At 67.0% G+C, this 23,421-nt stretch carries 24 protein-coding genes and 1 riboswitch; of the genes, 13 read left to right on the plus strand and 11 right to left on the minus strand.

Going from position 1 to position 23,421, the window contains the following annotated elements:
- Nucleotides 1–151 precede the first annotated feature (151 nt).
- From ACX80I_RS04835 to ACX80I_RS04850, 4 genes are read left to right on the plus strand one after another with little or no spacing between them, the layout of a single operon-like run.
- Nucleotides 152–1,660: an APC family permease gene (locus tag ACX80I_RS04835; protein ID WP_459344011.1), complete on the plus strand. Its 1,509-nt coding sequence runs from the start codon at nucleotides 152–154 to the stop codon at nucleotides 1,658–1,660.
- 7 nt (nucleotides 1,661–1,667) lie between these two features.
- Nucleotides 1,668–2,273: a dimethylamine monooxygenase subunit DmmA family protein gene (locus ACX80I_RS04840; RefSeq protein ID WP_459344012.1), complete on the plus strand. Its 606-nt coding sequence runs from the start codon at nucleotides 1,668–1,670 to the stop codon at nucleotides 2,271–2,273.
- Nucleotides 2,270–3,241 (plus strand): PDR/VanB family oxidoreductase, encoded by a 972-nt coding sequence (locus tag ACX80I_RS04845; protein WP_459344013.1) that lies wholly within the window; start codon nucleotides 2,270–2,272, stop codon nucleotides 3,239–3,241. Before ACX80I_RS04840 ends, ACX80I_RS04845 begins: the two co-directional genes overlap by 4 nt.
- A 10-nt stretch (nucleotides 3,242–3,251) precedes the next feature.
- Complete coding sequence (locus ACX80I_RS04850; RefSeq protein WP_459344014.1) at nucleotides 3,252–4,346, plus strand: heme-dependent oxidative N-demethylase family protein; 1,095 nt, start codon at nucleotides 3,252–3,254, stop codon at nucleotides 4,344–4,346.
- A gap of 41 nt (nucleotides 4,347–4,387) precedes the next feature.
- Here ACX80I_RS04850 and ACX80I_RS04855 read toward each other — a convergent pair whose 3' ends face one another.
- A complete protein-coding gene (locus tag ACX80I_RS04855; protein WP_459344015.1) occupies nucleotides 4,388–4,894 on the minus strand; it encodes a MarR family winged helix-turn-helix transcriptional regulator in 507 nt (168 codons plus the stop codon).
- 79 nt (nucleotides 4,895–4,973) lie between these two features.
- Between ACX80I_RS04855 and ACX80I_RS04860 the strand changes: the two genes are divergently transcribed.
- Nucleotides 4,974–5,681 (plus strand): hypothetical protein, encoded by a 708-nt coding sequence (locus ACX80I_RS04860; protein ID WP_459344016.1) that lies wholly within the window; start codon nucleotides 4,974–4,976, stop codon nucleotides 5,679–5,681.
- A 98-nt stretch (nucleotides 5,682–5,779) separates the two neighbouring features.
- Here ACX80I_RS04860 and ACX80I_RS04865 read toward each other — a convergent pair whose 3' ends face one another.
- From ACX80I_RS04865 to ACX80I_RS04880, 4 genes are all read right to left on the minus strand, one after another.
- Nucleotides 5,780–6,439, minus strand: coding sequence for a methionine ABC transporter permease (locus ACX80I_RS04865; RefSeq protein ID WP_087071641.1), 660 nt, complete (start codon nucleotides 6,437–6,439; stop codon nucleotides 5,780–5,782).
- Nucleotides 6,439–7,467 (minus strand): methionine ABC transporter ATP-binding protein, encoded by a 1,029-nt coding sequence (locus ACX80I_RS04870; RefSeq protein ID WP_459344017.1) that lies wholly within the window; start codon nucleotides 7,465–7,467, stop codon nucleotides 6,439–6,441. Before ACX80I_RS04870 ends, ACX80I_RS04865 begins: the two co-directional genes overlap by 1 nt.
- A gap of 73 nt (nucleotides 7,468–7,540) precedes the next feature.
- The gene (locus ACX80I_RS04875) at nucleotides 7,541–8,425 is read right to left on the minus strand and encodes a MetQ/NlpA family ABC transporter substrate-binding protein (protein ID WP_459344018.1); all 885 of its coding nucleotides are present in this window, start codon (nucleotides 8,423–8,425) and stop codon (nucleotides 7,541–7,543) included.
- Nucleotides 8,426–8,623: 198 nt separating this feature from the next.
- Nucleotides 8,624–8,737, minus strand: a riboswitch (SAM riboswitch).
- A gap of 114 nt (nucleotides 8,738–8,851) precedes the next feature.
- Nucleotides 8,852–10,108, minus strand: a complete 1,257-nt coding sequence (locus ACX80I_RS04880) for a GAF domain-containing sensor histidine kinase (protein WP_459344019.1) — start codon at nucleotides 10,106–10,108, stop codon at nucleotides 8,852–8,854.
- A gap of 127 nt (nucleotides 10,109–10,235) precedes the next feature.
- Between ACX80I_RS04880 and ACX80I_RS04885 the strand changes: the two genes are divergently transcribed.
- Nucleotides 10,236–11,849, plus strand: a complete 1,614-nt coding sequence (locus ACX80I_RS04885; protein WP_459344020.1) for a peptide chain release factor 3 — start codon at nucleotides 10,236–10,238, stop codon at nucleotides 11,847–11,849.
- Between the two features lie 129 nt (nucleotides 11,850–11,978).
- The gene (locus ACX80I_RS04890; protein WP_459344021.1) at nucleotides 11,979–12,548 is read left to right on the plus strand and encodes a GNAT family N-acetyltransferase; all 570 of its coding nucleotides are present in this window, start codon (nucleotides 11,979–11,981) and stop codon (nucleotides 12,546–12,548) included.
- Nucleotides 12,549–12,610: 62 nt separating this feature from the next.
- Here ACX80I_RS04890 and ACX80I_RS04895 read toward each other — a convergent pair whose 3' ends face one another.
- Nucleotides 12,611–13,075: a GNAT family N-acetyltransferase gene (locus ACX80I_RS04895; RefSeq protein ID WP_459344022.1), complete on the minus strand. Its 465-nt coding sequence runs from the start codon at nucleotides 13,073–13,075 to the stop codon at nucleotides 12,611–12,613.
- Nucleotides 13,076–13,534: 459 nt separating this feature from the next.
- Between ACX80I_RS04895 and ACX80I_RS04900 the strand changes: the two genes are divergently transcribed.
- From ACX80I_RS04900 to ACX80I_RS04910, 3 genes are all read left to right on the plus strand, one after another.
- Nucleotides 13,535–14,164, plus strand: coding sequence for a polysaccharide deacetylase family protein (locus ACX80I_RS04900; RefSeq protein ID WP_459344023.1), 630 nt, complete (start codon nucleotides 13,535–13,537; stop codon nucleotides 14,162–14,164).
- 220 nt (nucleotides 14,165–14,384) lie between these two features.
- The gene (locus ACX80I_RS04905) at nucleotides 14,385–15,269 is read left to right on the plus strand and encodes a pentapeptide repeat-containing protein (RefSeq protein WP_459344024.1); all 885 of its coding nucleotides are present in this window, start codon (nucleotides 14,385–14,387) and stop codon (nucleotides 15,267–15,269) included.
- A gap of 65 nt (nucleotides 15,270–15,334) precedes the next feature.
- Nucleotides 15,335–16,144, plus strand: a complete 810-nt coding sequence (locus ACX80I_RS04910) for a glycoside hydrolase family 25 domain-containing protein (protein WP_459344025.1) — start codon at nucleotides 15,335–15,337, stop codon at nucleotides 16,142–16,144.
- A 43-nt stretch (nucleotides 16,145–16,187) separates the two neighbouring features.
- On the opposite strand, the gene ACX80I_RS04915 is transcribed toward ACX80I_RS04910, so the two are convergent.
- The 5 genes from ACX80I_RS04915 to ACX80I_RS04935 all read right to left on the minus strand — a co-directional run bounded on the left by ACX80I_RS04915 (nucleotide 16,188) and on the right by ACX80I_RS04935 (nucleotide 20,415).
- Entirely contained in the window at nucleotides 16,188–16,913 is a 726-nt protein-coding gene (locus tag ACX80I_RS04915; RefSeq protein ID WP_459344026.1) for a Type 1 glutamine amidotransferase-like domain-containing protein, read from the minus strand.
- Nucleotides 16,914–16,931: 18 nt separating this feature from the next.
- Nucleotides 16,932–18,041: an alanine racemase gene (locus tag ACX80I_RS04920; RefSeq protein WP_459344327.1), complete on the minus strand. Its 1,110-nt coding sequence runs from the start codon at nucleotides 18,039–18,041 to the stop codon at nucleotides 16,932–16,934.
- Nucleotides 18,042–18,049: 8 nt separating this feature from the next.
- The gene (locus tag ACX80I_RS04925) at nucleotides 18,050–18,790 is read right to left on the minus strand and encodes an ANTAR domain-containing protein (protein WP_459344027.1); all 741 of its coding nucleotides are present in this window, start codon (nucleotides 18,788–18,790) and stop codon (nucleotides 18,050–18,052) included.
- 192 nt (nucleotides 18,791–18,982) lie between these two features.
- A complete protein-coding gene (locus tag ACX80I_RS04930; protein WP_459344028.1) occupies nucleotides 18,983–19,636 on the minus strand; it encodes a thioredoxin-like domain-containing protein in 654 nt (217 codons plus the stop codon).
- A 116-nt stretch (nucleotides 19,637–19,752) separates the two neighbouring features.
- Nucleotides 19,753–20,415 (minus strand): DUF305 domain-containing protein, encoded by a 663-nt coding sequence (locus ACX80I_RS04935; RefSeq protein WP_459344029.1) that lies wholly within the window; start codon nucleotides 20,413–20,415, stop codon nucleotides 19,753–19,755.
- Between the two features lie 150 nt (nucleotides 20,416–20,565).
- Here ACX80I_RS04935 and ACX80I_RS04940 point away from each other — a divergent pair, with 150 nt between their 5' ends.
- From ACX80I_RS04940 to ACX80I_RS04950, 3 genes are read left to right on the plus strand one after another with little or no spacing between them, the layout of a single operon-like run.
- Nucleotides 20,566–20,886 carry a metal-sensitive transcriptional regulator gene (locus tag ACX80I_RS04940; protein ID WP_459344030.1) on the plus strand — a complete coding sequence of 107 codons (321 nt, stop codon included), beginning with the start codon at nucleotides 20,566–20,568 and terminating at the stop codon, nucleotides 20,884–20,886.
- Nucleotides 20,887–20,933: 47 nt separating this feature from the next.
- Nucleotides 20,934–21,158, plus strand: coding sequence for a heavy-metal-associated domain-containing protein (locus tag ACX80I_RS04945; protein ID WP_301224859.1), 225 nt, complete (start codon nucleotides 20,934–20,936; stop codon nucleotides 21,156–21,158).
- Nucleotide 21,159: 1 nt separating this feature from the next.
- On the plus strand, nucleotides 21,160–23,409 hold the full coding sequence (locus ACX80I_RS04950) for a heavy metal translocating P-type ATPase (protein ID WP_459344031.1): 2,250 nt from the start codon (nucleotides 21,160–21,162) through the stop codon (nucleotides 23,407–23,409).
- Nucleotides 23,410–23,421 lie beyond the last annotated feature (12 nt).

A 23,421-nucleotide genomic window follows, 5' to 3' on the forward strand; every position in this document is an offset into this window, starting at 1 on the left:
TTATGTCACCCTTGTCCCTAACCAGCAGCGGACAGGACGGGCGAGGGACGCAGTTTTAACCCCGCGTTGCGGTTTTAAACATTTGAAACTACAGTTTTTACGACGTGGTCCAGCTCACATGAGCCCCCGGGGACCCGAGAGAAGGAATCCGATGCGTGTAGATAGTGCGGAACCGGCCAAGCAGTCCGTGGCCGACGAGGACGCTGAGCATCTCGCCAGCCTCGGCTACTCCTACGAGAGGCAGTTCAAGCGGGAGATGACGTTCTGGGGGAACGTCTCCCTCGGCTTCACCTACCTGTCGCCGGTCGTAGCCGTCTATTCACTGTTCGCGGCGTCGTTGGGCGTCGCCGGACCCCCGATGTTCTGGTCCCTCGTGATCGTCGGCCTCGGTCAGCTCCTCGTGGCCACGGTCTTCGGGGAAGTCGTCGCGGCGTACCCGGTGGCCGGAGGGGTCTATCCCTGGTCCCGCAGGCTCTGGGGCCGCAAATGGGGCTGGATGAATGGCTGGGTCTACCTCGTGGCGCTCCTGACCACCATCGCCAGCGTTGCCTACGGGGCCGGACCCTTCCTGAGCACCCTTGTCGGCATGGAGAACACCGTCGACTCCATCATCATCTCGGGCCTTGTGGTCATAGCGCTCGCGACAGTTCTGAACCTCGGCGGGACAAAGGTGCTGAACACCGTGGCGATGATCGGCCTCCTGGCGGAACTCGGCGGTGCACTGGCGGTCGGAAGCTGGCTGCTGCTGACCGCCCGGCAGCACGACCTCGGCGTCCTGTTCCAGGCATTCGGCGCAGGGGAAGGCAGCAACTACTTCGTGGCGTTCGCCGCGGCCGGCCTGATCGGCATCTTCCAGTACTACGGCTTCGAAGCCTGCGGCGATGTGGCCGAGGAGGTCCCGAACCCGGGCCGCACCATCCCCAAGGCCATGAGGATGACCATCTACATCGGTGGCTTCGCAGCGATGTTCGTCTGCCTGTCCCTGATCCTCGCCGTTCCCGATTTCGCCGCGGTGATTTCCGGCACCGACACGGACCCCGTCGGCAACATCCTCCTCGCTGCCTTCGGCCCGATCGGCTTCAAGGTGGTTCTCGCCGTCGTCATGGTCTCGTTCCTCTCCTGCGTGCTGAGCCTGCAGGCGGCCACCTCGCGCCTCGCCTACTCGATGGCCCGTGACGGCATCCTCCCGGGCAGCAAACTCCTGAGCACCTTCAGCGAATCGCGCCACGTACCCCCGTACGCCCTGCTCCTTGCAGGACTCGTACCGGCCCTCATCGTGATCGGATCGAAGGTCTCCAGCGACGCCCTGACGGTGATCATCTCCTTCGCGGCGATGGGCATGTACATGGGCTTCCAGATGGTCGTCCTTGCCTCGCTCCGGGCGCGCATCCTCGGCTGGAAGCCGAACGGGGCCTTCCAGCTGGGCGCCTGGGGCATCCCGGTGAACATCGCGGCCCTGGTGTGGGGCGTGCTCGGCATGGTCAACATGGCCTGGCCCCGGACACCGGAGGACGGCTGGTTCGCCAACTACGTCGTCCTGATCTCCGCGGTCTCCGTCGTCGTGATCGGCCTGATCTACATGGCCTGGAAGAAGCCGCACCTCAAGGGCGACGCCCCGGCAGCCGATGCCGTTCCGGCCGGCGCGAAGGTTGAGAGGTAACACGCTCATGCTGATCACCGGCATCAAGAGCCGTCCCGTCTATGACGAGCTCGCACCCATGGCGGACGGCCTCGTCCACATCGCTGCCGCACAGGGCAGTGGCGGAGGGCCGCTCCTGCGCCTCCTCGGAGACATGACTCCGGAACAGCTGGCCGCGACCACCGTCCTGTACTCGACCGAGTCGTTCACCGGCCACAACCATCTGGCTGCGCTGCAGGCCTTCGATGTCTTCGACCTCATCGAATTCCCGAGCAACGCCGCTGCCGTGAGCGGCCTCGACGCGCTTCTCGCGACGGCGAGGATGGGAACCCGCCTGTACCTTGCCGGGTCGGAGGGATTCATCGGAACCTCCATGCAGGTTGCGACCTCCTACGGCATGAACCGGGATGAAGTACTGCGTGAACATGCGGGGTCCTTCGTTCGGCGGGTGTGGTGCGCGCACTGCAGCCACTACTCCGAGAACGTGACGAAGCGGATTTTCCAGTGCCCCGGGTGCGAACGCCACCTGATCGTCCGGGACCACTACTCCGGACGGCTCGCTGCGTTCCAGGGAGTCAAGGCGGACGGCGAAGTACCCGGCGAACTGCCGGACAACGAGGAGTTGGACACATGAGCGAGGCACACCACGGCGCCCTGCAACTCAGGGTGAAGCGTGTCGAGGCGGTAACGCCCGAGATCAACCGGTACACCTTCACCGCGGCCGACGGATCGTGGCTTCCCCCCTTCTCGGGGGGCAGCCACATCGCGGTCCTGATCCCGTGCGAGGGAGGGACCCGGCGCAACGCGTACTCCCTCATGAGTTCGCCCTACGACACCAGCGAGTACCAGATCGCTGTCCGCAGGGTGGACGGAGGGAACCGCGGGTCGATCGCGATGCACGAGAACGTGCGCGAGGGTGACCTTCTCGGTGCCACCATCCCGGCGAACCTCTTCCCCATCTCCAAGCACGCCCGCCATCACCTCTTCATCGCTGGCGGCGTCGGTGTCACTCCGATCTTTTCGCAACTGGACGAACTGAGCCTCAAGGGAAGCTCGTTCGAACTCCACCTGGCTGTTCGCGGCCCGGAGCATGCGGCACTCGGCCGTGAGCTCCAGCACCGCTACGGCGAGGCGGTGACGGTGTATGGGGACGGCGACGGTTCGCGGCTGGTCGCGTCCGACATCCTGGCCGGACGGCCACTCGGAACGCATACCTATGTCTGCGGACCCGCACGGATGGTCGACGACGTCATCGACGCCGCCCACACCCTCGGGTGGTCGGACTCGAACATCCACTTCGAACGGTTCGAGGACCTGGGATCGACGGGAGATCCATTCTCCGTCACCCTGGCGCGGTCCGGAGCAGTCATCGAGGTGTCCCCTGAACAGTCGCTGCTGGAGGCCGCCGAGGAGGCGGGCCACAAGCTGCCCTACCTCTGCCGGGGAGGCGCCTGCGGCGAGTGCGAGATCGAAGTCCTGGAACTCGAAGGCACCATCGACCACCGGGACGACTGGCTGACCGAGTCGGAGCGGTGCACCAACAAGCTCATCATGCCCTGTGTCTCGCGGGCCACCTGTACGAAACTCGTCATCAATGCCTAAGGAGACCTCCATGACCGCGACCCCCGAGTCAGTCGAATCCACGCCGATCGAGACCTACACACCGGAGGGCGAGTACCTCTTCCGGAACTCCCGCGAGGCCGTGCGACGCCTTCCCTTCCCGTTCCCGGACGACGAGTACATGTACTCGATGAACCTCGAACCCCACGTCCCGGCAGGTGACGGTGCCCTGATGGCTGCCTTCGACATCGATGAGCACTACGTGTCGGAGTGTGCGCACCGCGCCCAGATGCTCAGGGAGATGCCGGGAGTCCACTACATCGCGCTCCCGCACATGATGGAAGCACAATGGGACCTCCTGGAACTCATCTTCGAGTCGTACGCCAGGGACTTCCCGAAACACTTCACGCTCACCAAGAACGGGAACGAGTGGCGGTGGCAGAACCGGCCGCTCGGCATCGACGACGTGTTCACCTTCGGCGATCCGACCACCCTGCCGATGGACCCCATGGAGTACGCGACGCGACAGGCGCAGGGCGAGTTCGTCGTCCTCGAGGAGAAGGACAACACGCTGGTCATCGGTGCCGGTATGACGACCCAGCGCGCGGACTACTCCCTCCAATTCAACATGGGCATGAACTTCGCCGAGTTCCATGGTCCCGTGCCGAAACTGCACGAGATGGGGATCCTGGACAGGGCGCTGAAGTTCCTGCTCCGCATGAAGCCCGGTCATCCCGTCCGGCGGGTCAACTGGTCCCTCACCGTCCACCCGCGACTCGAGACCTCTGTGGAGACACTCCCGGAGTGGGCGCCGGACCGGGCGACGGTCACCCCGGAGAACGCAGGAGAGATGGTGTACCTGCGCATCGAGCTGCAGCCCCTGCATCGCCTTCCCCGCTCCAACGGCATGGTGTTCCCGGTCCGCACGTACCTCGTCAGCCTGGCCGAGCTGGTGGACCATGCTCCCGACTGGGCCAAACGACTGCATCGGGCCCTCGCATCCCTCGACCCCGAACTCGCCGACTACAAGGGATTCCACCGCTACCACGCTGCCGCTGTCGCATGGCTCTCCCAGCACGACGACGGCGCCCCCCTGGCGACGGGCTACCCCTGGATCGAGGATGGGATCCAGCCCGGCGGCAACTAGTCCTGTGACAGGGAGCGCCGGGCCGGCCGACCCGCCATCGATCAAGGGCGGTGGGACGACCGGTTCGAGCCCCCATCGACATCCCCTCGACCCGGATCTCCATGGAGGTCCGGGTCGAGGGTGTTGGCGCCCGCGAGCTGGGCGAGCAGGTGTCCGAGCTGGGCAGACTGCTCGCCGGTGAGTGGAGCGACGAATTCGGCCTCGTGCGCTTCGGCGATCTCGCGCAGCCGGCGCAGCACCTTGCCACCCTCCGGAGTCAGGCGGAGTTCGTAATTGCGGCGATCGGCCCTGCTGCGTTCCCGCTCGACCAGACCGCGGGCCTGCAGCGAGTCGATGAGCGACACCACACGGCTGGGAACAGCCCCCAGCCGGTCGGCCAGGACCCGCTGGCTCAGCCCCGGCGAGCGACCGACCAGACGAAGCACGCCCGCCTCCGTCGGCGTGAGGCCGATCTCCCGCGTGCGCTCGGCGAAGCGCGACGATGCCACGGCCCCGAGCTGTGAGAGCAGGAAAGCAGTGCGCTTCGGCTGCGGGCCGGCGGAGTCCATGGACCCAGATTACTCCTTGACAGAACGATTCAACCAGCGAATCATTCGTCTTGTTATACAACTCTTTCGAGGAGTCATCATGACCGACACCGCGCTTCCTCGCACCAGCCGCACTGTCCGTTCCGGCGGACCCCCGCTGGGCATCCTGGCGGTTGTGAGCCTCGGCCTCACCCTCGGGGGCCTGGTGATGAGCACGATCCTCACCGGAGGCCATCCGTTCGTCTCCCCGTTCTCCCCGTCGGCGCAGGTCGCCGCGTACTTCCGGGAGAACCCCGGAGCCGTGCGGCTCGCCAGCATGATGCAGTTCGGATCAGCCGTTCCGCTGGGTATCTACGCGGCCACCGTCTACGCCCGGCAGCTACGCCTCGGCGTCCGGGTCGCCGGACCGGGCATAGGACTGTTCGGCGGCATCACGGCAGCCGGTTTCCTCATGCTCTCGGCATTCGTGAGCTGGGTGCTCAGCCGTCCGGAGATCACCACCGATGTCCCCCTCACCCATGCGCTGTCGTTGCTCGCGTTCATCTCCGGCGGGGTGGGGTATGTGGTCGGCCTGGGGCTCCTCGTCGCGGGCATTGCCGTTCCGGCACTCGTCCTCGGCTTCCTGCCGCGGTGGCTCGCATGGACGGGCCTCGTGATCGCTGCGCTGTCCGAACTGAGCTTCCTCTCGATGACCATCGAGCCGGTCCAGTTCCTGCTTCCCCTCGGGCGGTTCGGCGGGCTCCTCTGGCTGGTGGCGGCCGGCTTCCTCCTGCCGGTCAGCAGGTCCGCCGCCAATCGCACACGATGAACAGCGCGGGAGGCCGCCCGCCCGGGTGACCGAGCGCGATGGTCACGCCATCGCGTCGACCATCCGGCGTCGGCCGTTCGAGGCCGGATCCGAACGGGCTAGCGGCGGAGGACCTTGCGCGCCAGGACGTTGCCGAGCAACTGGACGGCCTGGACGAGCAGGATGATCACGATGACCGCCGCCCAGGTGACGACGGGGTTGAACTGCCGGTAGCCGTACTGGATCGCGAAGTTACCCAGACCGCCGCCGCCGACATATCCGGCCACGGCCGACATGTCGACGAGGGCCACGAAGATGAAGGTGAATCCGAGGATCAGCGGGCCGAGAGCCTCGGGGATGAGGATCGTCAGGATGATGCGCAGTCGTCCTGCGCCGACCGAGCGCGCAGCCTCGATGACCCCGGGCTGGACGGTCAGCAGGTTCTGCTCGACGATGCGGCTGATGCCGAATGCTGCCGCGAGGGACAGGGTGAAGATGATGGCACTGTTGCCGATGCCGGTTCCCGTGACGGCGCGGGCGAGGGGTTGCGCTGCGGCGAGGAAGATGATGAACGGGATCGGCCGGAAGATGTTCACGATGATGTTCAGGGTGCCGAACACGGCCCGGTTGCCGAGGATGCTGCCGGCCCTGGTGGTGTAGAGACCGATGCCCAGCAGGAGCCCTCCGAGACCTCCGAAGAGGAGACTGAGGCCCACGATGTACAGGGTCTCGTAGGTGGCTTCCCACAGTTGGGGTGTCAGGGGGATGAGGTCTTCCATCAGGCGAGTTCCTTCACGGTGATACGGCCGGCCATGTGGTGCAGGGTCGCGTCGATGACGCTGTCCGCTCCGGTGAGCGCGAGGGTGAGATGCCCGAAGGCGCGGCCCCGGATGTCGTTGATGCCGCCGTAGATCAGTTCGAATTCGATGCCGGCAGCGGCCAGTTCGAGGAACACGGATGCCTGCGAGGAGTCGCCGTCGCGGAAGGAGAAGGTGACGATCCGCCCTCGGTGCCTCTCCCGTAGTGCTGCCAGTTCATCAGGTGCGGGGATGCCGCGGACCACGGTGGAGACGAACCGTTGCGACGATGCTTCACGGGGGTTGGAGAACACGTCGAAGACGTCGCCCTGCTCCACGATCCGCCCACGGTCCATCACCGCTACTTTGGTGGCGAGTGTCTGGATGACGTCCATCTCGTGCGTGATGACCACGATGGTGATGCCGAGTTCCTCGTTGACCCGGCGCAGGAGGCGGAGTACCTCATGGGTGGTCTCGGGATCGAGGGCCGAGGTGGCCTCATCGGCGAGGAGGATCTTGGGTGAGGTCGCCAAGGCGCGGGCGATGCCGACGCGCTGCTTCTGGCCGCCGGAGAGCTGCTCCGGGTAGTTCGATGCCTTGTCCGCGAGTCCCACGAAGTCGAGGAGTTCGGTCACGCGGGCCTGGATCTCGTCCCTGGTCCTGCCGGCGACCCGCAGGGGGTAGGCCACGTTGTTCCAGACCGTCTTGGCGCTGAAAAGGTTGAACTGCTGGAAGATCATGCCGATGTCCAGGCGCAGTGTGCGTAGCTGGCGGTCCGGGACGTTCGTGACCTGGTGCCCGTCGACGATGATGTCGCCGCTGGACGCCTTCTCGAGGGCGTTGATCAGACGGACGAGGGTGCTTTTGCCCGCCCCGGAGTACCCGATGATGCCGTAGATCTCCCCCGCCTCGATGTCGAGGCTGACGTTGTCGATGGCATGGACGAGGGGTTCGCCGCGGCGCCCCGGGGGGAAGCTCTTCGTGACGTTCCGCAGTGAGATGAGTGGCATCGTGTTCCTAGCTGAGGGGATGCGTGTGGCCGGTCAGGATCACCGACCGGCCACACGCGGGAGAGACGGCTGATCAGCCCTGGGCGCGGGTGTCTTCCTCGACGGTGTCGAGCGACGTCTTCAGCTCGTCCACCGGCACCTTCAGGAACTCAGCGGTTCCGCCCGAGGTCTCCTGCACGGCGTCGAGGACCTCCTGGTTCTCCTGGTAGATGCTCACCAGCTTCTGGTAGGTCTCGTTGTTCTCCTCACCGGCGCGTGAGGCGAAGATGTTGACGTAGGCAGCGGCGGCTGGATCGGTCGGGTCATCCTTGGCGATGGCGTCGTCGAAGTTCAGGCCGGCGTCCTGCACGAAGTCGTTGTTGATGATCGCAGCGGCGACGTCCGGAAGGGAGGTCGGCGTCAGTGATGCCTCGAGGGTCGTGACGGTCACCTTGGATTCCGCCTCGTCGACGTCATCGATGGTGGAGAAGGCGCTGCCGCCGTCCTTGAGGGTGACCAGGCCGGCCGACTGGAGGACGAGCAGGCCGCGCGCGAGGTTGCTCTCATCGTTCGGCACGGCGACGGTGGACCCCTCGGGGATTTCCTCCACCGACTTGTACTTCGTGGAGTAGAGACCCAGCGGGTAGATGGCGGTCGATCCTACGGGGGTGAGGTCCTCGCCGCTGGAGACGTTGTAGCGGGCGAGGTAGACGAGGTGCTGGAACTGGTTGAGGTCCAGCTCGCCTTCCGTCAGCGCAGGGTTGGGCTGCGTGTATTCGGCGAAGTCGACGACCTCGAGGTCGATGCCTTCCTCGGCGGCCGCGTCGGTCAGCACAGCCCACTCCGGGTCGCTTGCACCCACGACTCCCAGGCGGACGGTCTCATTGCCTCCCTCGGAGGCCTCCGAGGAGCCACAGGCAACGGTGAAGGCGAGGAACGGGACGACGGCGGCTGCCAGGAGCTTGCGGGAGTTGATCATATTTTCTTTCCTTCGGACGGGTACCTGCTGAGCGGACGGCTCAGCGACAGGGGAATCGGGACGGAAGCAGACAGCAGTCACGCAGCGGTACTGACGGACAGCTCAGGCTGCTCGGACGTGTTTCTACTGGACTGACATGCTCGCTCACTGGATGCTGCGGGCGTTCTCCGGCAGGGCTTCGGAGAAGCACCGCGGGAATCGCCGTACTTGCCGTCCGGAGTATCCCGGCGGCCGAATCTTCACCTGGAGCACCCCACTACGGGAGAGGGTTGCTGTCCAACCGGCCAGGGCCCATGGCTGGAACTCTTGATTCTTCTGGGAACGCTAGGCGACAGGATCGAACAGGGTCAAAACGACCGTGACCCGGCGCGTCATATTCGACGACCCGCTCCCGTACCGGAGGGCGCGCCGCCCCGACGAAGACCGTCAGGTCGGGCTCGACCCGAACCAGACCCGCACGGTGAGCCCACCCCCGGGAGTCTGGTCGAAGGTGAGGCGCCCGCCGTGCGCCTGGGCGATGCGCACGCACGTCGCCAGCCCTATCCCGGTACCGGACGGATCGCCCTCACGCCCGAGCCGCACCAGCGGCTCGAGCACGCGGTCGTACTCCTCGGGCGGGATGCCTTTCCCGTTGTCGGCGACGTCGAGGCGCCAGAACTCCGCGATGCCGGTGCCCGTGATGTGCACTTCCGGCGGGACGCCCGGACGCGCGTAGGCCACGGCGTTGGCCACCAGGTTCTGGATGAGGACCCGGAGCTGCTCGCGGTCGGCGTGGCCGTGGAAGTCCCCGACCGTGATCTGTACGCCGTCGACGTGGTGTCCCAGATCGTCGACGGCGGCCGCGACGGCTTCGGCGAGGGAGACGGTCTCGAGGTGCGCCGCGCCGCCCACGCGCGAGTAGCCGAGCAGGTTCTCGACCATGGAGGACATCCGGAGGGCGCTCGCTCCGATGCGCTTGAAGTACGTGCCCGCCGGACCCTCCTGGAGCGCCGGCTCGTCCTCGGCGAGCTCCGCGAGGCCGACGACGTTGGTCAGCGGTCCCCGGAGGTCATGGCTGATCCGGCCGGCGAATTCGCCCAGCAGTTCGTTGCTGCGCTGCAGCTCGGACACCGTGGCGTCCAGCTGACGGGTGCGCAGCTGGAGGTCGAGGACGTCGACGACCTGCGCGGCCAGCGTCTCGAGCCCCGCGGCCTGCTGGTCTGTGAGGTTCCCGGGCTTCTCGTCGAAGATGCAGAGGGTGCCGAGCGGCACGCCGTCCTTCGTCAGGAGCGGGGTGGTGGCGTAGAAACGGACGGCGCCGAAGCGGCCGTCGACGAAGGGATTCGCACGGAAGCGAGGGTCCTCGGTGCAGTCCGCGACCACCACGGTGTGGCCGTACTTGAGGACCTGCCCGCACAGCGAATCCTCCCGGGCGCACATGAGGGGTTCGAGTCCCTGGGCGGCGATCTGGTGGAACTCGTCCTCCGTGATCACGTTGATGGCGCCGTACTGGGCGTTGCAGAGGTGGACGGCCAGGGCCACGAGGTTCTGCAGGGCGGCGGGGGCGTTCGCGGGAGCGGCCGGCCGCGGCATGGACCCGACGGAGCCCGCTTCGCCCAGGGCCATGCCCAGCCCGTACTGCGAGAGCAGTTCGGCGTGCTCCGAGCCCCGCGCCGTCCGTCGTCCGGATGCCTGATCGGTCATGACTCCACGTCCTCCCAGTAGCCGTGTGCAGTGATCTGCCTCCTAGGGTAGACCCCGGGCCCCACGCGCACAGCGAACACCGGGCCCGCCCGCGAGGTGCCGCTCCGGGATCGGGGACAATGGAGGTGTGGTCCTGTCAACCGAATCCCCCGTCCTCGACGCCGATGCCGTCCGCCGCGAGGCCGGACGCCGTCGTACCTTCGCCGTCATCTCCCACCCTGACGCCGGGAAGTCCACCCTCACGGAAGCCCTGGCTCTCCTCGCCCGCGCCATCCAGGACGCCGGTGTCACCCACGGCAAGTCGAGCCGCCATGCCACCGTGTCCGACTGGATGGGCATCGAGCAGGAGCGCGGTATCTCGATCAGCTCGGCGGCACTCCAGCTGACCTATCGCGACACCATCCTCAACGTCGTCGACACCCCGGGTCACGCCGACTTCTCCGAGGACACCTACCGTGTCCTCGCCGCCGTCGATTCCGCCGTCATGCTGATCGATGCAGCGAAGGGGTTCGAGCCCCAGACCGTGAAACTGCTGGCCGTCTGCAAGCAGCGCAACATCCCCATCATCACGGTGATCAACAAGTGGGACCGGCCGGGCCTGGACGCCCTCGGCCTGATCGACGACGTCGGCGAGCGCACCGGAATGACACCGGTCCCGTTGACCTGGCCGGCCGGGATCGCAGGCGACTTCCAGGGCCTGCTGGACCTGCGGGCGCGGCGGGCCATCGCGCTCGAGGCCGTCGAGGCGGGAGCGCATGCCGCCGAGGAGACGGAGGTCGACATCGATGCCCTCGACTCTCGTGACGCCGGCGCCTGGCTGGACGCGCGCGAGGAAGCCGGCCTCGTGGAGTCCTCGAACGGCTCGTTCGACCGGGAGGAATTCGAGGCGGCACGCCAGACGCCGGTCCTCTTCGCGGCGGCGGCCAAGAACTTCGGCGTCTCGCAGCTCCTCGACATCCTCGTGGATGTTGCTCCCTCCCCGAGCCCGCGCCCCTCGAAGGAGGACGAGCCGAGGCCCATCGACGCGCCGATGTCCGGCTTCGTCTTCAAGGTGCAGGCCGGCCAGGACAGTGCACACCGCGATCACATCGCCTACCTCCGCATCTGCTCGGGTACGTTCGAGCGCGGCATGGTCATCACCAACCAGCGCACCGGAAAGCCGTTCGCCACGAAGTACGCGCACCGTGTCCTCGGCCGCAGCCGCGAAGTGGTGGACACCGCCTGGCCGGGCGACGTCGTCGGCCTCGTCAACGCGACGAGCCTCCGCGTGGGTGACAGCCTGTTCGCCGAGCAGCCGGTGCAGTTCCCGGACATCCCGCGCTTCTCACCCGAGTTGTTCGCCGTCGCACGGGCCAAGGATCCCGGACGGTACAAGCAGTTCCGCCGTGGCATCGAGCAGCTCGAGCACGAGGGCGTGGTGCAGGTGCTGCGCTCGGACCTCCGAGGTGACCAGGCACCCGTGCTCGCCGCCGTCGGAGCCCTGCAGTTCGAGGTCGCTGCCGAACGCCTCGGCACCGAGTTCAACGCGCCGACGTCGCTCGACAACCTGTCCTACACGCTCGCGATGCGGGTGGCGCCCGAAAGCCAGGGCGTGCCCCAGACCTTCCGTGGTGGCGAGATCATGTTCCGGTCCGACGGCGAGATCGTGGCCGTCTTCGGTGACAAGTGGAAGGTGGGGCACTTCAAGAAGGACTTCCCCGATGTCATCCTCGAGCCGATCGGCGCCGCCGTCGACCAGTAGGGACCAGACGGGTCATGCGGTTCGGCGTTACAGCCGCCGCCATCTCGTCCGGCTGATCCGTGCTCTTCCACCGGTCCTGCGGTGACCGGAGCCAGTTCGTGCCGGCGCAGGCAGCGGTAGTGTGGCGCCATGGCGATCGAAGTCCTTCCCGCAACGGTGTTCGCTGACATCGCGGTGGTCCTGGGACCGAAGCGGCCTGATGCAAATGTGTGCTGGTGCCTCAGCTACCGCATCCCGTCGAAGCTGAACCTCGCCCTGCGCGGGCCGGAGCGCGGGGTTCTCGTGCAGGAGCTGGCCGCACAGTCCCCTCCGCCGGGGGTGCTCGCGTACGACGGTGACGAGGTCGTGGGGTGGGCAGGAGTGCATCCGCGCGCCGACACCAGCTTCGCCCGGAACCGCAAGATCCCGCAGGTGGATGACCGTGAAGTCTGGTCGGTCTGGTGCATCAGGGTACGGCCGGGCCACCGCGGCAAAGGTGTCTCCCACCACTTGCTCGCCGGCGCTGTTCAGTTTGCGCGCGATCACGGGGCACCGGTGATCGAGGGCTACCCGGTCGACAACCACGGCGAGAAGGTGGACCTCACCATGGCCTACGTGGGCACTCGTGCGCTGTTCGAGCGGGGCGGGTTCACTCAGGCCGCCATGACCGAGTCGGTTCTCAACGGGTTCCCGCGCGTACTCATGCGGCGCGAGCTGTGACGAGAACCGTCTGATGCCTGCCAGATACCCCTCGGCACATCGATCACCTTTCGGACTGGCTGCTAGAGCCTTTTCCTCATCCTCACACTGGTGACCTCGTAGCCCAGGGATTCATACAGCCCTCGAGCGGCGGTGTTGAACCCGAAGACGTTGAGCCCAAGTGAGCGGGCTCCCTGTGATCGTGCGTACTCTTCTGCAAGCAGCATCGCTGCCCGGCCGATGCCTTTGCCTTGATGCCCTGGCTCGATCGCTACATCCCACACCCACCATGACGCCTCGTCATCCGGCTCGCCCTGGGCGATCCAGAGATAACCGACCGCTGTCCCGGCGCTGTCGACGACGTCGAACACGGAATTGGCGGCGGTCGGACCAGCAGGGAAGACGCCGTCGAGTGCGTCCAGGGCTTGGCGATGCGCGGCTTCCGGTGATGCACCGGTGGCGACGAGATCTGCTATGAATTCGGTCCGGCTCCGGTCGAGCCATTCCGGGAACCGTTCTGCGGTCATCGGTACAAGTCGGATACTCATGCACCCAGTGTGGCAAGGGGGCCGCCAGTATGCGCTCCCCGCGGTGAGCAGGGTCATTCCGCCTTTCTGCCGTCCGGTTCGCCACCGGAGGCAGTCCCAGGAGCTGGTCGTGCGACCGCGCTTCGGCGCGGGGTTGTAGGCTGCGAATGCCGGTCCTGATGATCGGGGTCTCAATCCTTGCCTGCGGAGCACCGCGGCGCTTCGCTTCCATTGGCGCGCCGCGGTTGTGCCCTGCGCCGGCGGGGTGTCATCTGGGGGAAGGGTCTTGGCTTGGAGCGCCGAACGTTCATCAGTGCAATCGTGGCCGGCGGCGTCGTATTTGGGCTTGCCGGTTGCAGACAGCCCGCCCGTATCGCCACAGAGGCTTTACGCACGGCAGCGCCCACCGGTTCCCCTGTTCCGACGTCAGTCCCTCCCCCGGCACCGCCGGCACCGGTTCCATCACCCGTGCCACCTGCTGTGCAGAAGGTTCCGCTACCGGCTGGTGTCATCACGGGTCTGCCCACGTCCGAGCAGCTTCTTGCGTGGACAGTCGACGACGGATCCGACAGCGAGGTCGTCCGGCGCTATCTCGACTTCGCTCGCACAAGCGGTACCCGGCTGACCTTCTTCCTCAACGGCTCCTACCCCGGGTGGTCCGAGCACGCAGAACTGCTCGCACCGCTTGTAGCCTCCGGCCAGGTCCAGCTCGGCAACCACACGTGGTCCCACGCCGACCTCACCGCCCTCAGCGACGCGGAGATCATCGCCGAGTTGCAACGGAACCACGACTTCATCGTCTCCACGTTCGGCACTGATCCCCGCCCGTACTACCGGCCCCCGTACGGATACAGGGACGAACGGACCGATGCGGCGGCGGCCTCGATCGGCTACACCTCCCCCGTCATGTGGTACGGGTCCCTGGCCGATTCGGCACTTCGGACCGACCAGGAAATCCTCGACCTCGCCCACCAATGGTTCCTGCCCGCCCACATCGTGATCGGACACGTGAACTTCCTCCCGGTCACACGGGTATTCCCCCAACTCGAACAGCTCATCACAGACCGTGGGCTGACCACGGTCACGCTGAACGACATCTTCGACACCTGAACCGATCGACACCAGGGGCTCTGAGGGCTTGGCCTACGGGCAGGTACTTCGGGGTGCTATTTTGGGCGCAGTGACATTCTTCTTTTCTCTGTGATCCAGAGTCGATGCAGCGGTTCCCGCGCGCTTCCCTCGGAAGCGGTGATCCCGTGTGCCGTCCAGGGAACTCCCTCGCGAGTTCCCCGCTCCCGGCCTCCCACCGAACCGACCCAGAGAAGATCCCATGCCCTCCACCTCGAAGAACGTCACCGCGCCCTCCGTCCCTGCTCTGAACAGGGAGTGGTTGCGCCCTGACTGCAGCAACTGCTTCGCGCTCTGCTGCACGGCCCTCGGCTTCTCCCGCACAATCGACTTCGCCGTCGACAAACCGGCGGGGACTCCCTGCCAGAACCTGGCGCCCGACTTCTCCTGCACCATCCATGACAGCTTGCGGCCGCGAGGCTTTCGAGGATGCACCGTCTTCGACTGCTTAGGAGCCGGGCAGAACGTCTCCCAGAACCTCTTCGGAGGAATCAGCTGGAAAGCGAGCCCAGAGACAGCGCAACAGATGTTCCCGGTGTTCGAGATCGTCCGGCAGCTCCACGAGATGCTCTGGTACCTGGTAGAAGCCGACACTAGGACCTTCGACCCGGACACCTCGTACCAGATCGACCAGCTCAGACGAACCATCGACCGTGCGATGACCGACACGCAGCAGGTCCTCTCCCTGGACCTCGGCGATCTGCACGCCCGAGTTCGGTCCGTGCTGATGGACGTCAGCGAAGAAGTGAGAGCGTCCTATCTCGCCACCGGGGACGACCATCTGGAGGTGGCGTTCACTCCCGGGGCCGACCTCATGGGCAAGAAGTTACGGTCCCGCTCACTGTGCGGGGCGAACCTTCGAGGTGCCTACCTCATCGCCGCCGATCTCCGGGGCTCCGACCTATCGGGTGCAGACCTCCTCGGCGCCGACCTCAGAGATGCACGTTTCGAAGGGGCCGACCTGTCCAGAGCCCTCTATCTGACCCAGGCCCAACTCAACGCCGCCCGAGGCAACACGAGCACACGCCTGCCCCCCGACCTCGACAGTCCTTCTCACTGGTCGGACAGCAGCCAGGAGCGCACCTGACGGACGATCGACTAAGCGCTAGAACTCACCGGAGTTTCATCCCGGAAACGGACGTACCATCGGGCATGGCTCGTTTCGGGATGAAAATGGCGTGCACGTTCCTGGCCCTTCTGGGACTGACGGTGACAGGAATGGCTCCGGTGGCAGCGGCCCCGTCACCCAGTACCACGGACGTGGTGGGAAACGACGTTTCCTGGCCCCAGTGCGGCAAGACCCTTCCCAGTTCGACAGGGTTCGCGATCGTGGGCGTGAACGGCGGACTGGCCAACAACACCAACCCCTGCCTGGGGGATCAACTCAAGTGGGCCCTTAGCTCTACCGGGGCACAGTCCAAGATCGCGTTGTACGTGAACACGGCCAACCCAGGCCATGCGGGCTCCTGGTGGCCGTCGTCCAACACCTATGAGGGCGTGGTGGTTTCCAATCCCTATGGGACATGCGCAGGTGCCGTCGACCGCGCATGCTCTTACATGTACGGATATGTGAGGGCCTATCAGGACGCTAAAGATCGAGGCGTAGTGAGCCCCGGCTCGTATTTCTGGTGGCTGGACGTGGAGACGGGCAATAGCTGGCAGACCGACACAGCCCTGAACCGGGCGGACCTTGAAGGGATGGTCGCCTACTTCAAGAGCATCACCGCCAGATCCATGGGCGCCGGTGTAGGCATCTACTCGACCGGCTATCAGTGGGGCACCATCGCCGGGACCGTGCCATCCGCCAGCCCCCTCATGGGGCTGCCGAGCTGGCTAGCAGGTGCCAGGACCCTGCGCGGAGCGAAGTCGGACTGCTCTCTGCCGGGTCTGACGCCCACCAGCACGGTAACAATGACGCAGTATGTATCGGCCGGACTCGATTACGACTACCGCTGCCCCTAGTAGCACGCACCACACGGAAGCCGGTCTCTGATGGGGACGACCCCTAGGGCGTCGGCCCGACTCCTCCGCTCCCCTCTGGTGAGGAGCGCCATTCTGTCTGCCGTGGGAAGTACCGCCAGAGGCCCTCTGTGAGGACGTCCACCGCATCATCGGTCACGCTGATCGCGGTCTGGTCGTCGATGGCGTAGGACGGGTGGCGTATACCGGCGGCCCACTTCTCTGCTGCAGCGAGGGAGTTACCGGGTGCGCCCTCGGGCGCGAGGTGCGGGCAGATCGAGAAGGAGACCACTCCCAGTGCACTGTCATCACCCGTCGGAGGCTTCCAGCCGACGAACTCTCGACCGATCTGCGGAGTCATCACCATGCTGCCCGCGCTCATCCCGACCCACACAGTCCGTGTCAGCGACGGGAACATATCGGCCAGCCCCGACTGCTGCATCCAGTGGTTGAGGTAGAGGGCGTCCCCGCCCGCCGCCAGCAGCACATCGGTTTCGAGCACGAGTGGCTTCCACCGCTCTTCATCGATGCTCGGCAGCGCGGTCAGTTCCAGCACGCCGACGGATTTCCATCCCAGGTCGACCATGGGGTTCTCGGATCTTCCACTGATGAATTCCCACGCCCCGATGCCGGGGCCGATCCAGGGGTGACCGTATTGGGCGGTGGGGATGCACAGTGCGGTGGACGCGCTGATCCGCTTGCCGAGAAGGTCTTCGAGCGCCCTGAGAATCGTCGGATTGGTGACGCCTGCCGAGGTAAGAAGAAGCTTCACGGCGCGATCCTAACGGCCCTAGCTGTTCCGGCCCCGTGCCGCGACGGCCCAGCGCTCCTCTGCGACGCCGCCGCGCACCGCGTGCACCTCGTCCACGAGGTTGATCGTCAGGCACACGTGGTTGGGCACTACCCGCAGCCGCGCACCCAGCGGTGGCAGGTCCTGCCCGGACGGCCACTCGACGGTGGCGTGGTGCTCGGAGAGCGCCACGACGCGTGCGTCCGGGTGGTCCAGGAGCCGCCCGTACCCTGTGGCCCACGCCGCACGGTCGGTGCCCAGGACCTTGCTGCCGGCGTCCACGATGAACCGGGGCTCCCCCGCCGGTCCGGGCCGACGGCTGACGACCGTGCTCTCGACGGTCAGCGCGATGTCCTCCGGCCTGCAGTGGCCGAGTTCCCACTGCTGGGCGTCCCCGAACACGTAGACGCCCGGGCGCAGTTCGGTCAGGGTGTCGCCTGAGGATGACAGGGCCGACGGCGTCGACCCCCCACTGACCTCGAGCTCGGTGAAGCCGGCGTCCCGCAGGGAAGCAGCGGCCGCAGACAGGGCCGCGTCCTCGTCAGCAACGGCGGGCGCTGCCGCCCCCGGTCCGTAGCTGTGGCCAGGGAACGTGAACACCCCGGTGACGGACAGGCCCGCTGACGCCGCGGCCCGGGCGACGCCGGCGGCCTGGAGCGGCAGCACGCCGCTACGGTGGTGGCCGCTGTCGATCTCGACCCGCACCGCGATGCGTGAAGCTGCAGCTCCGAGGCTGCGGGCCACCTGCTGCGCACCCTCGGCGGAATCGACGCCCACCGTCACCCGCGCGACGTCGGCGAGCGCGAGGAGCCGCCCGGCCGCCCGCTCGTCGACCCACAGCGGGTATCCGATGAAGATGTCCGTGATCCCGTGGGCGGCGAAGACCTCCGCCTCACCGATCGTCGCGACCGTCAGTCCGACGGCGCCGGCCGCCACCTGCCGGTGCGCGATCCCGGGGATCTTGTGGGTCTTGGCATGCGGCCGTAGGGAGAGTCCCCGGACCTGCGCGAACGAGGCCATGGCGTTGATATTGCGCTCCAGGACATCGACGTCCACGACGACGACAGGCGTCGCTGCAGGGGTGACCGCGTCGGTCGAAGCGCTGATCATCTGGCCGATCACGCGTCGAAGTGGGTTTCGGGAAGCTCCTGGCCGATCGACGTGACGACCGCTGCGGCGATGTCCGCGAGCTTGATGTTCCGCCCGCTGGACGCAGCCTTGAGGATCGTCATCGCGGTGTCGTGACTGCACCGGTTCTGCCCCATGATGATGCCGGCCGCGACGTCGATCGTGGTGCGCGAGTTCATCGCGGACCGGAGCTGTTCCCCGGTGTCGGCGAGATGGGCGACCCGCACGGCCATGCGCAGGGATTTCGAAGCTTCCCGGGCAAGGTCCACTGCGGCAGCGATGACCGCCTCATCGAAGGCATTCGGCTGCGTCGAATACAGATTCAGACCGGCTGCGGCGAGCCCGTCGAGTGGAATCGGGACACCGAGCGCCGAGCGGATCCCGTGCTCGGCGATGGCCCTCGTGTAGTCCCCGAAACGGGATTCGCTGCGGAAGTCGGCCACGACGTAGACCTGGCCCTCGCGGGCTGCGCGGAGGCACGGGCCGTCGTCGAACTGGTACTGGACCTCGTCCATCGACTGCGCCTGCTCACTGCTGCTCGCCACGCTTCCCTTGGCGCGCGGCCGCAGGAGGGTGACCCCGCAGAACACCTCGCTGCCCTCGGACGACAGGGCATCCGCGGCGAGCTTCGCCAGCCCGTCGAGGAACTCGTTCACATCAGAGCTCTCCAGCACCATGTCCTGCAGCATCCCGGGCAGGGAGACTTCACCGAGTATCTGGTCGTCAGCCACTGCTATCCACCTTCTGCTGGTGTCGGGGCCGCCGGCACGTGGCCCGTTGTTTGCCACGCTACCCGTATGCCGGGCCCGCGGGAAAGAAACATCCTGAGCCCCCGTCCGGTAGCCGGATCGGACCGAGTCCGGACCGAACGACGACGGCGCAGGCGCCTGCGGGCGCGCTGCGGCCGCGCGCGTGCCGGAGAACTAGGAGGCGCGTCCTGCAGGAGTCAGGCCGCCGGAGCAGGCAGCGCCGGGCTCGCGCGTCTGCTCGCCCTGGATGTACTTGTCGAGGAAGGTGGCGAGCCGCGCGTCGTCGGCGGACTCCACCTTCAACTGCAGGCCCCAGGCGCTGGCAGCGACCGGCGAGTCGAGGTCCGGGTACGGGCTGAGCAGCACGTACTCGCGCTTACCCACGAGCTCGGTCAGCTTGTCGATCTCTCCCTGGCCGATGTCCGGGTTGTAGGTGATCCAGACGGCACCGTGCTCCATGGAGTGGACGGAGTTCTCGTTGGGCAGGGCCTCGGTGTAGACGCCGCAGTTGGTCCAGATGGGAGCATGATCCCCTCCGACGGGAGGCGACTGCTCGTACTTCACAGGTGTGTCGACGTGGTCGAACGTCACGTCCGGGTACTCCTGGACGCCCTCGATCGGCTGGGCCGCGGCGTCCTCCCGCTCACGGTTGACCTGGACCTGGTTCACGATCACGAGGGTCACCGCGATGATGATCGCCAGGATGACCGCGCCGATACCACCGAAGATCAGGGCGTTGCGCTTCCGCTCGCCCGCCCGCTGCTGGGCTTGGATGGCGGCCAGGCGCGCTTGGCGGTCCTGGTTCTCCTGAGACCGTTTCTTGTTCAACGAGATGTCCTTCGGTGCTGGGGTGGCTGCGGCGTTCACCGCGGATCGGATATCGCCGGAACCCAATGTACCGGCGGGGCGCGCCGGTCCCTTAACCGGCGCGGCCCGGGAGCGCCCTACAGGGCGTCGAGCATGGTCTGCATGAGGGTGATCTCCGCCTGCTGGCCCGACTGGATCTTCGTGGCCAGCGAGCGCACCTGGTCGGTCTCCGCCAGTTCCACACCGGCCTGGGCCATCTCCACGCCCGCCGTGTGGTGGCGGATCATGAGGGTGAGGTAGAGCCGCTCCGCGTCATCGCCGCGGGCCGCGCGGAGTTCGTCGAGCTGCTCCTGCGTGGCCATGCCGGGCATGAGCCCGTCGGGACCCAGCATCGAGGCGGCATCGTCGTTCCCGGATCCCATGTCCATTCCGGCATGATCGCCGGAACCGGCCATCCACTCCATGCGCGGCTGGGAACTGCTCTGGCTGAGGTTCCATTCCTCGAGCCAGGCATACATCTGCCCGGCCTGCTGCTGCTGCGTGAGGGCGATGTCGTAGGCGATCGAGCGGAGCGTCTCATCGGTCACGTTGTCGCGCACGATCATGGACATCTCGACGGCCTGGTTGTGGTGCACCTGCATGTCGCGGGCGAACCCCGCGTCCGCACTGGTGGTACTGGGAGAGGAGGGACCTGCGGAGACGCGCCCAGCCGTGAAGGCCAGCGCGAAGAGGGCGAGTACGGCGATTCCGGCGAGGAGCAGGAGGACTCGCTTCTGCCAGCCCGACAGCGAGAGGGTCATGGACGTCCTTGGGTCGGAGATGTTCCGGTCAGCCACGGTACGGGACTCCGCTGGGCGTTTCCTCGACGCGGGGAGCGCAGGGAATAGTATCGGGGGCTGGCCAGTTATACCCCCTAAGGGTATATTGAAGACGACACGAGGAGCGAATTCATGACCACCGGCACCCAGAACCCGACACCGCACGGCTACACCGCGGACAAGGACGCATACCTCAAGAGGTTGCGCCGTATCGAAGGCCAGGTGCGTGGCATCGCGCGCATGGTCGATGAGGACCAGTACTGCATCGACATCCTCACGCAGGTAGCGGCCGTCAACAAGGCTCTCCACGCCGTGTCGATGGGCCTGCTCGAGGAGCACATCTCGCACTGTGTCGTCGGAGCGGCTCAGGAAGCCCAGGACTCCGGCAGCAGCGACGCCGTGCAGGAGAAGGTCCAGGAGGCGACGGCGGCGATCGGCCGGCTCCTGCGCTAGCAGAACCCATCCAGTTACACCCCTATCCGATCCCCCAGGAGGACACCATGAGCACCACCACGATCAGCATCACCGGAATGACCTGCGGCCACTGCGTCAGCGCCGTGAAGAATGAACTGTCGGAGCTCCCCGGCGTCGAGAACGTCGACGTCGACCTCGTCAACGGCGGCACCTCCACGGCCACCATCTCGTCCTCCGCTCCGCTGGACGCCGCGTCGATCGACGAAGCCGTCGCCGAGGCCGGCTACAGCGTGGTGCCCGCCGGTTCCTGACATGGCGACCCAGCAGATTCCGGTGCAGGGCACGGAGCAGGAGCAGCGCGTCGTCGAGCTCTCCATCCAGGGCATGACGTGCGCCTCCTGCGTGGCACGCGTCGAGCGGAAGCTCGGCAAGCTCGACGGCGTGGAGGCGAGCGTCAACCTCCCGCTGGAGAGCGCCGTCGTCCGGGTCCCCGCGTCCGTGAGTGACCAGGACCTGATCGACACCGTCGTGGCGACCGGCTACGGCGCCTCCGTGGTGCATCCGGACTCCGCGGGAATGGCCGATCACGAGGTCGCGCCGTCGCTCCTCGGAGCCCGCCTGGCCCTGGCCGCCATCCTGTCCGTGCCGGTGCTGCTGATCTCCATGGTTCCCGCCCTCCAGTTCCCGGACTGGGGCTGGGTGGTCTTCGCGCTGTCGCTGCCGGTGGTGACCTGGTCGGCCTGGCCGTTCCACCGGGCCGCCGCCATCAACGCGCGCCACCTGTCCTCCACCATGGATACCCTCGTCTCGATCGGGGTCACGGCGGCCTTCCTCTTCTCGGCCTGGCAGCTCTTCGCGGATCCGGCCATGACCCGGCACGCGGGCATGGCCGGCATGGACATGACAGAGCACTCCCTCTACTTCGAGGTGGCCTCCGTCGTCGTGACGTTCCTGCTGCTCGGCCGCTTCCTCGAGGCGTCCGCCAAGCACCGCGCCGGGGATGCCCTGAAGTCGCTCCTGGACCTCGGCGCCAAGGAGGCCCACGTGCTGCGCACCGTCGACGGCGAGCGCACGGAGGTCACACTTCCCGCCACTGCGCTGATCCCCGGCGACGAGTTCGTCGTCCGCCCGGGCGAGAAGATCGCGACCGACGGCGTCGTCACCGAGGGCGCGAGCGCCGTCGACACCGCCCTGCTGACGGGTGAGAGCATCCCGGTCGAGGTGACTCCGGGAGACGTCGTCACGGGCGCCACGATCAACACGTCCGGCAGGCTCGTGGTGAGGGCCACCCGCGTCGGCGCCGATACGGTCCTGTCCTCCATGGGCCGCCTCGTCAGCCAGGCGCAGAGCGGCAAGGCGCGGATCGCACGGCTCGCGGACCGCATCAGTGCGGTCTTCGTCCCGGTGGTCCTCGTTCTCGCTATGGTGACCTTCGTCCTGTGGCTCGTGCTCACCGGCGACCTCGACGCGGCCTTCACCTCATCCGTCACCGTCCTGGTGATCGCCTGCCCGTGCGCCCTCGGCCTCGCGACACCGACAGCGCTGCTGACGGGTACCGGCCGCGGCGCCCAGCTCGGCATCCTCATCCGCGGGCCCCAGGTCCTCGAGGACACCCGGACCGTGGACACCATCGTGCTGGACAAGACCGGTACGGTCACCACCGGCACCATGGCCGTCGACGACGTCGTCGTCCTGTCCTCGACCTCGGTCACCGACCTCCTGCGCCTCGCCGGAGCCGTCGAGGCCGCGAGCGAGCACCCGATCGCCCAGGCCATCGCCCGGCACGCCGCCGGGAACGGCAGACTCCCGGAAGTCCACGACTTCTCGAGCGCCCCCGGAGGCGGCGTCCGCGCGACCGTCGGGGATGTCGTCGTCACGGCCGGGCGGACCGGCTGGCTCGACCGGAACGGCATCCGTCCCACGGAGACGCAGGCAGCCGCCCTCGGCGCCGCGGAAGACGCGGGCACGACGGCGGTATGGGTCGCCGTCGATGACGACGTCGCGGGATTCATCACGCTGTCCGATACCGTCAAGGACGGTTCGGCCGCCGCCATCGGCCGCCTGCGCCGCCTCGGCCTGCGGCCCGTCCTGCTCACGGGCGACAACCTTGCGGTCGCCCTGCAGGTGGCAGCGACCGTCGGGATCGACGCCGCGGACGTCCGCGCAGGCGTCACCCCGGCGGGTAAGGTCGACGCCATCCGGGAGCTGCAGGCCGCCGGGGCGACCGTGGCCATGGCGGGTGACGGCGTCAATGACGCCGCGGCCCTGGCTCAGGCGGACCTCGGCATCGCGATGGGCTCGGGCACCGACGTCGCCATCGAGGCGGCCGACCTCACCGTGATGGGCAACAGCCTGGAGCAGGTGGCCCAGGCCATCGAGCTCTCGCGCCGCACGCTGGGCACCATCAAGGGCAACCTGTTCTGGGCATTCTTCTACAACGCCGTCGGCATCCCCGTCGCGGCACTGGGCCTGCTCAACCCGATGCTGGCCGGGGCGGCCATGGCCGCGAGCTCCGTGCTCGTCGTCGCCAACTCACTGCGGCTGCGCAGCTTCGGCAAGTAGGTTCGGGCGCCG

The sequence above is a fragment of the Arthrobacter rhamnosi genome (assembly GCF_054510855.1).